The 10642-nt window shown below is 65.5% G+C and carries 9 protein-coding genes; 8 read left to right on the top strand and 1 reads right to left on the bottom strand.

The features are described from left to right. Positions 1–271 precede the first annotated feature (271 nt). The 8 genes from urtA to ASF34_RS09655 all read left to right on the top strand — a co-directional run bounded on the left by urtA (position 272) and on the right by ASF34_RS09655 (position 8523). The gene (gene urtA / locus ASF34_RS09690; RefSeq protein WP_056160755.1) at positions 272–1531 is read left to right on the top strand and encodes an urea ABC transporter substrate-binding protein; all 1260 of its coding nucleotides are present in this window, start codon (positions 272–274) and stop codon (positions 1529–1531) included. A 207-nt stretch (positions 1532–1738) separates the two neighbouring features. After that, the gene (urtB, locus tag ASF34_RS09685) at positions 1739–2665 is read left to right on the top strand and encodes an urea ABC transporter permease subunit UrtB (RefSeq protein WP_018041706.1); all 927 of its coding nucleotides are present in this window, start codon (positions 1739–1741) and stop codon (positions 2663–2665) included. Between the two features lie 13 nt (positions 2666–2678). Further along, on the top strand, positions 2679–3845 hold the full coding sequence (urtC, locus tag ASF34_RS09680) for an urea ABC transporter permease subunit UrtC (RefSeq protein ID WP_018041705.1): 1167 nt from the start codon (positions 2679–2681) through the stop codon (positions 3843–3845). 14 nt (positions 3846–3859) lie between these two features. After that, entirely contained in the window at positions 3860–4645 is a 786-nt protein-coding gene (urtD, locus tag ASF34_RS09675; protein WP_018041704.1) for an urea ABC transporter ATP-binding protein UrtD, read from the top strand. A gap of 77 nt (positions 4646–4722) precedes the next feature. Beyond that, positions 4723–5412: an urea ABC transporter ATP-binding subunit UrtE gene (urtE, locus tag ASF34_RS09670; RefSeq protein ID WP_026175570.1), complete on the top strand. Its 690-nt coding sequence runs from the start codon at positions 4723–4725 to the stop codon at positions 5410–5412. Positions 5413–5640: 228 nt separating this feature from the next. Beyond that, positions 5641–6870, top strand: a complete 1230-nt coding sequence (gene fmdA, locus ASF34_RS09665) for a formamidase (RefSeq protein WP_056146897.1) — start codon at positions 5641–5643, stop codon at positions 6868–6870. 239 nt (positions 6871–7109) lie between these two features. Continuing rightward, the gene (locus tag ASF34_RS09660) at positions 7110–7427 is read left to right on the top strand and encodes an FmdB family zinc ribbon protein (RefSeq protein ID WP_056160753.1); all 318 of its coding nucleotides are present in this window, start codon (positions 7110–7112) and stop codon (positions 7425–7427) included. A 67-nt stretch (positions 7428–7494) separates the two neighbouring features. Continuing rightward, complete coding sequence (locus tag ASF34_RS09655; RefSeq protein WP_056160752.1) at positions 7495–8523, top strand: aliphatic amidase; 1029 nt, start codon at positions 7495–7497, stop codon at positions 8521–8523. A gap of 275 nt (positions 8524–8798) precedes the next feature. Here ASF34_RS09655 and ASF34_RS09650 read toward each other — a convergent pair whose 3' ends face one another. Further along, positions 8799–10499: a sensor histidine kinase gene (locus ASF34_RS09650; RefSeq protein WP_056160750.1), complete on the bottom strand. Its 1701-nt coding sequence runs from the start codon at positions 10497–10499 to the stop codon at positions 8799–8801. Positions 10500–10642: the final 143 nt, after the last annotated feature.

Below are 10642 nucleotides of genomic sequence, written 5' to 3'. Positions count from 1 at the left end.
ACGGCGGTCGATCAGCAATCCCCGTGCCGCGGGGCCGGAAGACATTGGTACACCAGGAGAGCCGCGTCGAGGCCCTGCTCCACAGGGAAGGCATGCCTCGCACAGGGAAGACGATACTCCGAAGGGGGCGAGAGGCGGGGCGCACAACCTCCCTCCCTACGCAAAACAGCGTATATGCTGCGCCGCGCCATCACGCCTAGCTTCCGCCATCCGCAACGGCCCGCCTTATGCAGGAGCCGGCGGGACATTTCCTGGAAGGGGTTCACGCAGGATGGCAGCCGACAACGAGCACGGACCGCACTCGACCCTCCGTCGCAAACTTCTCATGGGTCTGGCGAGCATTCCGGCCATGGCCATGATGCCGCGCAGCGCCTTCGCTGCGGCCCCTCCGACCTCGGCGGTGAACACCACCGGCCTCGCGGTGACCGATACCGAAGTCACCGTCGGCATCCTCCATTCCGCCACCGGCACGATGGCGATCTCCGAGACCGGGTCGATCCAGGCGGAGAAGCTCGCCATCGCCCAGATCAACGAGATGGGCGGCGTGCTGGGCCGCAAGATCAAGATCATCCAGGAGGACGGCGCCTCCGACTGGCCGACCTTCGCCGAGAAGGCCAAGAAGCTCCTCGTCAACGACCATTGCGCCGCCGTGATGGGCTGCTGGACCTCCGCCTCGCGCAAGGCCGCGCTGCCGGTGTTCGAACAGTATAACGGCCTGCTCTACTACCCGACCTTCTACGAGGGCCTGGAGCAGTCCAAGAACGTGATCTATACCGGCCAGGAAGCCACGCAGCAGATCCTCGAATCGCTGAACTGGGTGACCAAGGAGAAGGGCGCGAAGACGTTCTTCTTCATCGGCTCGGACTACATCTGGCCGCGCACCTCGAACAAGATCGCCCGCAAGCACATCGAGAACGTACTGAAGACCAAGGTCGTCGGCGAGGAATACTTCCCGCTGGGCCACACCCAGTTCAACTCGGTCATCAACAAGATCAAGCTGACCAAGCCCGACGTGATCTTCACCGACGTCGTCGGCGGCTCCAACGTGGCGTTCTACAAGCAGCTCAAGGCGGCCGGCATCGACCTCAACAAGCAGACCCTGCTGACCATCTCGGTCACGGAAGACGAGATCGACGGCATCGGCGGCGACAACATCGCGGGAGCCTATTCCTGCATGAAGTACTTCCAGTCGCTCAAGAACGCCAACAACGAGAAGTTCGTGGCCGCCTTCCACAAGATGTGGGGCGAGAAGACCGTCATCGGCGACGTGACCCAGGCCGCCTATCTCGGCCCGTTCCTGTGGAAGATGGCCTGCGAGAAGGCCGGCTCCTTCGACGTCGACAAGGTGGTCGCGGCCTCCGCCGACATCGAGTTCAAGGAAGCCCCCGAGGGCTACGTCAAGATCCACCCGAACCACCACCTCTGGTCGAAGACCCGCGTCGCCAAGGCTCTGCCGAGCGGCCAGTTCGAGATCGTCTACGAGAGCCCCGCGCTCATCGAGCCGAACCCCTTCCCGAAGGGCTACCAGTAGCACTGCGCCCCCCTCCCCCTTGTGGGGAGGGATTAGGGGTGGGAGTGGTTGGGTGACCCTCCCGGTGCGGAGACCAGCGGAGCCACCCCCACCCCGGCCCTCCCCGCGAGGGGGGAGAGAGCCTGCCCTTTCAGGGTCGCACCGCGCCACGCCCGATCGGCCCAATGCTTGCAAAGCAGACGTCGGATTCTTCGGAAGGTCGAAAACATGCTCGGTGACTATTCCCTCGGAGATCTCGGCGCGATCTTCGCGATGCAGGGTTTCGCCGGCCTGATCCTGTTCTCGGTCTACGTGCTGATGGCGCTCGGCCTCGCGGTCATCTTCGGCCAGATGGGCGTGATCAACATGGCGCACGGGGAGTTCATGATCCTCGGCGCCTACGTCACCTATCTGTGTTCGACCTTCTTCCAGACCCACCTGCCCGGCCTGTTCGGGGTCTACTTCTTCGTGGCGATGATCCTGGCCTTCCTGGCCTCGGGAGCCCTGGGGATGATCGTCGAATGGACGCTCATCCGCCATCTCTACAAGCGCCCCCTCGATACGCTGCTCGCCACCTGGGGCCTCTCGCTGATCCTGCAGCAGGCCTACCGCACCATCTTTGGCGCGCGCGAAGTCGGCGTCGAGTTGCCCTCCTGGCTCATCGGCTCGGTCCAGGTCACCGACACGATCGAGGTGCCGATCAACGGCCTGTTCGTGATGGCGATCACCACCCTCATTACCGTCGGCGTCGGCCTGCTGATGTACCGCTCGCGCTTCGGCCAGCAGGTCCGCGCGGTGATGCAGAACCGCCCCATGGCGGGCGCGGTCGGCATCGATACCGAGAAGGTGGATCGCTACACGTTCGGCCTCGGCTGCGGCATCGCCGGTGTGGCGGGCTCGGCCTTCACCATGATCGGCTCCACCGGGCCGACCTCGGGCCAGCTCTACATCGTCGACACCTTCCTGATCGTCGTCTTCGGCGGCGCGGCGAGCCTCCTCGGCACCATCGCCTCGGCCTTCTCGATCTCGCAGACTCAGTCGACCCTCGAATTCTTCCTGTCCGGCTCCACCGCCAAGGTTCTGACGCTGCTCGCCGTCGTCGGGATCCTGATGGTTCGCCCGCAGGGTCTGTTCACCCTCAAGGTCCGGCGCTGAGGAGGCCATCCCGATGACAAGCCCCGTCCAGACCCTGTCGAAGTCGCTCACCGTGAACGACAATCCCTTCATGAAGCCGATGGAGTGGGTGAGCCTCGCGCTGCTCGCCGGCCTCATCCTCTTCGTCCTGCCGGCGACCCTCGACGCGTTCCGCCTCAACCTCGTCGGCAAGTACCTGACCTACGCCTTCGTGGCGCTGGGCCTCGTCATGTGCTGGGGCTATGCCGGCATCCTGTCCCTCGGGCAGGGCGTGTTCTTCGGGCTCGGCGGCTATTGCATGGCCATGTACCTGAAGCTCGAAGCCTCGAGCGTCGAGAACACCAAGATCCAGTCCACGCCCGGCATCCCGGACTTCATGGACTGGAACCAGATCACCGAACTTCCCCTGATGTGGAAGCCGTTCCAGAGCCTGCCGCTGACGCTGATCCTCGTCGTGGCCGTGCCGGTGTTCTTCGCCTTCATCATCGGCTTCGCGATGTTCACCCGCCGGGTCGGCGGCACCTACTTCGCCATCATCACCCAGGCCATCGCCGCCATCCTGACGATCCTCATCGTCGGCCAGCAGGGCTATACCGGCGGCATCAACGGCATCACCGACCTTCGGACCCTGCACGGCTGGGACATCCGCACCGACAGCGCGAAGTTCATCCTCTACTTCGTCAATGGCGGCCTGCTCCTCGGCTGCATCCTGGCGGCGCAATACGTGAAGAAGGCCAAGCTCGGGCGCATCCTCCTCGCCATGCGCGACAAGGAGGACCGGGTCCGGTTCTCGGGCTATTCCGTGGCCGGATTCAAGGTCTTCGCCTTTTGCCTCGCGGCCGGCTTCGCCGCCATCGGGGGCGCGATGTTCACCCTGCAGGTCGGGTTCATGTCGCCGTCCTTCGTCGGCATCGTGCCCTCCATCGAAATGGTGATCTACGCCGCCGTCGGCGGGCGCCTGTCCCTGTTCGGCGCGGTCTGGGGCACGCTTCTGGTCAATTGGGCCAAGACCACCTTCTCGGAGAGCTTCCCCGAACTCTGGCTCTTCGGCCTCGGCGCCCTGTTCATCGCCGTCGTGCTCGCCTTCCCCAATGGTCTCGCCGGCATCTACCGCAGCTACGTCGAGCCGCGCCTGACCCGCAAGGTCAAGGCACTGGCGCCGGCGGGCGGACCCGTCCCCCACGGCACCCCCGCCGAATAGGAGCGAGACTGACGATGAACGCCGCCATCCTGAGCTCGCCGATCATCGGTGAATCCCCCGACGCGAAGGACTTCCTCCTCTCGGTGGAAGCCCTCACCGTCTCCTTCGACGGCTTCAAGGCGGTGAACGACGTGTCGTTCTACGTCGATCCCAACGAGATCCGCGTCATCATCGGCCCCAACGGCGCCGGCAAGACCACGGTGCTCGACCTGATCTGCGGGCGCACCAAGGCCAGCGCCGGCTCGATCAAGTTCAAGGGCCAGGAACTCACCAAGATCTCGGAGAGCGCCATCGTCCAGGCCGGCGTCGGCCGCAAGTTCCAGACTCCGTCGATCTATGACGATCTCACGGTGTTCGAGAATCTGGAGATCTCCTTCCCCCGCGGTCGCACGGTGTGGGGCGCGCTGACCTTCAAACGCGATGCCGAGGTCCGCGACCGCATCCACGAAGTCGCGACCATGATCTTCCTGAAAGATCAGCTCAAAGAGCGGGCCGAATTCCTGAGCCATGGCCAGAAGCAATGGCTCGAGATCGGCATGCTGCTGATCCAGGACCCCGAACTCCTGATGCTCGACGAGCCGGTGGCCGGCATGAGCGTCGGCGAGCGCATCAAGACCGCCGAACTCCTCAACCAGATCATCGTCGGCCGCTCGGTGCTGGTGATCGAGCACGACATGAAGTTCGTCGAGGACATCGCCCACCGGGTCACCGTGCTGCACCAGGGCAAGGTGCTCTCCGAAGGCTCGATGGAGCGGGTGAAGAACGACCCGAAGGTCATCGAAGTCTATCTCGGCCACTGAACAGGACCGGCGCCATGCTTCAGACCAGTTCCGCCTCGGCCACCCTCCAGCCGGCGCCCGCCCTCGGGGCTCAGCCCATGCTGGCGATCCGCGACCTCCACTCGGCCTACGGCCAGAGCGAGGTGCTGCACGGCCTCGACATCAGCATCGCGCCGGGCGAGATCGTCGCCGTGATGGGCCGCAACGGCATGGGCAAGACCACGCTGATGAAGACCCTGATGGGGATCGTCCCGGTGAAGTCCGGCACCATCACGGTCGACGGCCGGGACATCACCGCCCTCAAGAGCCACCAGCGCGTGGCGGGCGGCCTCGCCTACGTGCCGCAGGGCCGGATGATCTTCTCGGCCATGACGGTGCAGGAGAACATCGAGACGGGCCTGACCGTCACCAAGGAACGCAAGGTCCCGCAGGACCTCTACACGATGTTCCCGGTGCTGCTGGAGATGAAGGGCCGGCGCGGCGGCAACCTCTCCGGCGGCCAGCAGCAGCAACTCGCCATCGCACGGGCGCTGGCGAGCCGGCCGAAGGTGCTCCTCCTCGACGAGCCCACCGAAGGTATTCAGCCCTCGATCATCCGCGAGATGGGACGGACCCTGAAGAAGATCCGCGACGAGCGCGGCCTCTCCATCGTCGTCTCCGAGCAGGTGCTGAGCTTCGCCCTCGACGTCGCCGACCGGGTCCTCGTCATCGAGAACGGCAACATCGTCCACGAGGCGATGCGGGCGGATATCGACGAGGCGCAGGTCGCCCGCTTCCTCTCGGTCTGAAGAAGGGGCGCTGTTTCCCCTCCCCCTTGCGGGGAGGGGTAGGGGTGGGGGTGGTGCAGAAGGCACCGTGACGCTCGATCCTGCACCACCCCCACCTCCGGCTCCTCCCCGCAAGGGGGAGGAGAGCACGTTCCGGCACGCGCGGAACTTGAGGCTTTCACGAGAGCGGCCGGGCAACGCCGGATACGCGATGCGAGCGGCCGTCCACTTTCTGGAGGAGCGCAAAAGATGGCTGAGACCCTGATCAAGGTCGACCTGACGCAGTCGGCCTACGACAACGACATGGTCCACAATCGCTGGCACCCGGACATCCCGATGGTGGCCATGGTCAAGCCCGGCGACGACTTCATCGTCGAAACCTATGACTGGACCGGCGGCTTCATCAAGAACAACGATTCCGCCGACGACGTGCGCGACATCGACCTGTCGATCGTCCACTTCCTGTCCGGCCCCATCGGCGTCGAGGGCGCGGAGCCCGGCGATCTCCTGGTGGTCGATCTCCTCGATATCGGCGCCAAGCCCGAGAGCCAGTGGGGCTTCAACGGCTTCTTCTCCAAGAAGAACGGCGGCGGCTTCCTCGACGAACACTTCCCCCAGGCCCAGAAGTCGATCTGGGACTTCGAGGGCATGTTCACCAAGTCGCGCCACATCCCCGGCGTGCGCTTCCCCGGCCTGATCCATCCCGGCCTGATCGGCTGCCTGCCCGATCCGAAGATGCTGGAGACCTGGAACACCCGCGAGAAGGCGCTCTACGACACCAATCCCGGCCGGGTGCCGGCACTCGCCACGCTGCCCTTCGGTCCCACCGCCCATATGGGCCGGCTCAAGGGCGAGGCGAAGGACAAGGCCGCGGCGGAAGGCGCCCGCACGGTGCCGGGCCGCGAGCATGGCGGCAATTGCGACATCAAGGATCTGTCGCGCGGCTCGAAGATCTACTTCCCCGTCTACGTGCCGGGCGCCGGCCTCTCCATGGGCGACCTGCATTTCAGCCAGGGCGACGGTGAGATCACCTTCTGCGGCGCCATCGAGATGGCGGGCTGGGTCCATCTCAAGGTGAGCCTCATCAAGGACGGCATGTCGAAATACGGGATCAAGAACCCGATCTTCAAGCCGTCGCCGATGACGCCGAAATTCGACGACCACCTGATCTTCGAGGGTGTCTCGGTCGATGAATACGGCAAGCAGCATTACCTCGACGTGACCGTGGCCTACCGTCAGGCCTGCCTCAACGCCATCGAATACCTGAAGAAGTTCGGCTATTCGGGCGCCCAGGCCTATTCGATCCTCGGCACCGCCCCGGTCCAGGGCCACATCTCCGGCGTCGTCGACATCCCGAACGCCTGCGCCACGCTCTGGATTCCCACGAAGATCTTCGACTTCGACATCAACCCCGGCGCCGACGGGCCGATCAAGCACATCGACGGCTCGATCCAGATGCCGCTCTCGCCGGATCTGTGAGAGGCGGTTCTGCCCTTCAGTCGAGCGCGTCCCCCTCCCCCTTGTGGGGAGGGGTTAGGGGTGGGGGTGGGGGTGGCTCCGCCAGCCTCCAGAGGTCGAGGGTCACCCAACAACCCCCACCCTCGATCCCTCCCCACAAGGGGGGGGGTAGGCGCGCGACGTGTGTAACCGACTGCCCTTGAGGGGGAAGTACGTCGCCCCCGTCGCGTCGCCCATTGTCGATCCTTCGAGAGGCCCCCATGCCCGTCTACGATTATGCCTGCGACGCCTGCGGGCCCTTCACGGTGCTGCGCCCCATGGCTCAGTTCAAGGACCCGCATGACTGCCCCGATTGCGGCTCGTCCTGCGGCCGCGCCTTCCTCACGGCGCCCAACCTCGCCTCCATGGATGCGGGCCGGCGCAAGGCGCATGCGGTCAATGAGCGGAGCGCCCACGCGCCCCGCAAGTCGTCCGGGCATGGGGGCGGCTGCGGCTGCTGCTCGGGGACTTCGAAGACCAAGCAACCCGCGGCCGCGAAGAGCTTCCCCAACGCGCGGCCTTGGATGATCAGCCACTAAGGGCTGGTCGCCGAGCCCTCTTCCCGCGAGCGGGGAGAGGCGACGCACACAACAGGAGAACCCACCCATGATGCACGGCGACATTTCCTCGAGCAACGACAGCGTCGGCGTCGCGGTCGTCAACTACAAGATGCCGCGTCTGCACACGAAGGTAGAAGTTCTGGAGAACGCGCGGAAGATCGCCGACATGGTGGTGGGCATGAAGTCCGGCCTGCCCGGCATGGACCTCGTGATCTTCCCCGAATATTCGACCCACGGGATCATGTATGACGGCAAGGAAATGTACGAGACCGCCTCCGCCGTGCCCGGCGAGGAGACGGCGATCTTCGCCGAGGCCTGCCGGAAGGCGGGGGTCTGGGGCGTGTTCTCGCTGACCGGCGAGCGCCACGAGGAGCATCCGAACAAGGCGCCCTACAACACCCTCATCCTCATGAACGATCAGGGCGAGATCGTGCAGAAATACCGCAAGATCATGCCCTGGACTCCGATCGAGGGCTGGTATCCGGGCGATTGCACCTATGTCTCGGACGGGCCGAAGGGCCTCAAGATCAGCCTTATCATCTGCGACGACGGCAATTACCCCGAGATCTGGCGCGACTGCGCCATGCGCGGCGCCGAGCTCATCATCCGCTGCCAGGGCTACATGTATCCGGCCAAGGAACAGCAGATCCTGATGTCGAAGGCGATGGCGTTCGCCAACAACACCTATGTCGCCGTGGCCAATGCGGCCGGCTTCGACGGCGTCTATAGCTATTTCGGCCATTCGGCGATCATCGGCTTCGACGGCCGGACGCTCGGCGAATGCGGCACCGAGGAGATGGGCGTGCAATATGCCGCCCTCTCGAAGTTCCTCATCCGCGATGCCCGCGCCAACATGCAGTCGGAGAACCACCTCTTCAAGCTGCTGCACCGTGGCTATACGGGCATGATCAACTCGAAAGAAAACGAGCCCGGCAAGGCCGATTGTCCCTACGATTTCTATCGCCGCTGGATCGAGGACCCGGCCGGCACCCGCGAGGCGGTCCGCGCCATCACCCGCCCCGATCTCGGCACGCCGGAATGCCCGATCGAGGGCATCCCCAACGCCGCCAAGTAGGGTTCGCCAAAAGTCTGTTTGCAGTGTTTGTCCAAGGCCTTACCTCATCCTCATGTGCCGCGTAGCGGCCTCGAAGGAGGGCTCCAGGGATCGCACGATAACTGGAGGGCTCCTTCGAGGCCCGCTGACGCGGGCGCCTCAGGATGAGGGGGCTGATTGGATGATCGACTCCGGCATGAGCATCCGCCGAGAAATCCGATCAAGCAAGCTCTGTTAACGGGGATTCTATGAGCCCCATCCATGGGTTGGGCGCATCGAGGCTTGGTCTCGAAAGTTCAGTGGAAGCGGGTGATCGGCGCGGTCTCGATGGGGACGTCGATGCGGCAGCGCAGGCCTTCGGCTTGGAAATCGAGCTCGACCGAGCCCGCGAGTTCGCGCGCGATGCCACCGGTGATGAGCCGGGTGCCGAAGCCGCGGCGCTTGGGCTGCGCCACGGCCGGGCCGCCGCGCTCCCGCCACTCGATCTCCAGGCGGCGACCGCCCATTCCGTCCTCGGTGACGCGCCAGATCACCGACAGGCGGCCCTGAGTACCGGAGAGGGCACCGTACTTCGCCGCGTTGGTGGTCAGTTCGTGGGCGGTCATCCCCAGGGCCAGGACGTAGCGCGGCGGCAGGTCGATATCGGGGCCGACGAGTTCCATGTGGTCTGCCGAGCTACGGTAGGGGCTGAGCTCGTTCTCGAGCACGGCGCGGAGCGGCGCGCCGGTCCAGTCGTCGCGGGTCAGGAGATCGTGGGTCTTCGACAAAGCGAGGATACGGCCCTCCAGCTGCGCCGCCTGCTCCTCGCCGCCGCGCGATTGCCGGGCGAGGGACTGCACCGTGGCGAGGGTGTTCTTCACCCGGTGGTTCAGCTCGTGCATCATCGTCACCTGCTGCTCCTGCAGGCTGCGCGTGCGTTCGAGTTCGGCCCGCAGGCCGTCCTCGTGCTTCTCCAGCCCAGCGGCCATGGCGTCGAAGGCCTGGCCGAGCTGGCCGAATTCAGAGCGGCCCGTCAGGCCCGACCGGGCGAAGAGCTGGCCCGAACGCCAGGCGCGGGACGCCTTCAACAGCCGCCGCACCGGCTTGCGGATGAAGACGCGACCGCCGATCAGGGCTGCCACGATGGCAACCAGCGTCCCGAGGAAGATCAGGATCACCCCACGCCGGGTCGCCGCGTCGATATCGGCGAAGGCGGTGTCGCGGGCGAGGCCCACGGCGACGGTCATCCCGTCGAGGGCGCCGCCGGGATGGACCACGCCGGTGATGCGGCGCACGCCATCGAGACCGGGCATCTCCCCAACGCTGCCTTCGGAATCCGCCTTGCTCAGGTTGGACGCGAAGGCCGCCGGCAGCGCCTTGCCGACCCAGGTGCCGAGGTCGGGATTCTGGACGATGATGGTGCCGCTCCGGTCGGCCACCGTGACGGCGGCGTCCTTCGGCAGGCCGGCATGGGCCAGGCGGTCACCGAGCCAGGCGGGATCGAAGCCGAAGATGAGCAGGCCGGAGGATTTGGCGTCGGAATCCCGGATCGGATAGGCGAACTGAATGGTGGGAACCCCGCTGCCGCGACCGAGCACGTACTCGCCGATCACCGGCACGCCCGACACCATGGCCTTCTGAAAATAGGTCCGGTCGCCGATGGAATAGGCGCCCCGTTCCATCCCGCGGCTGTTGCAGACCAGACGACCCTCGGCATCCGCGAGGATGAGGATCGTCGCCCCCGACAGCTTGCGGATGATGGAGCGCAGGAAGCTGGTGCACCCCACCGCCTCCTGGTCGCGGATGAACGGAGCCTCCGCGAGGATGTCGAGGAGCTGGCGCATGCCGCCGGCGAATTGAGTGAGGTCTTCCGCCACCGCGCGGGCGTTGCGCAGGGCCGAGGCCGTCACGGCATCCTCGCGGGCGCTGCGCAGCGCGTGCTCGTTGAAGCTCTGGACCGCGATGGCGGGGACGAGGGCGAGCACGACCAGCGCGACGATACGGGATGTGAGCGTCATGACGGGAGGTCGGCCATGGGGAACGTTTCAGCCAGACGGAACCGGTTTGGCCGACCGAATCAGCTTGACCGTAATACTGTATGCCTGACTTGCCGGGGCGGTCGTATCGGTAATTTCGCACGGCGCAGGGATTTCTCCGCGAC

The sequence above is a fragment of the Methylobacterium sp. Leaf106 genome (genome assembly GCF_001422895.1).
GTDB lineage: Bacteria > Pseudomonadota > Alphaproteobacteria > Rhizobiales > Beijerinckiaceae > Methylobacterium > Methylobacterium bullatum.
The sequence above is the reverse complement of the archived record's forward strand: the minus strand, read 5'-3'. Positions and strand labels throughout refer to the sequence as shown.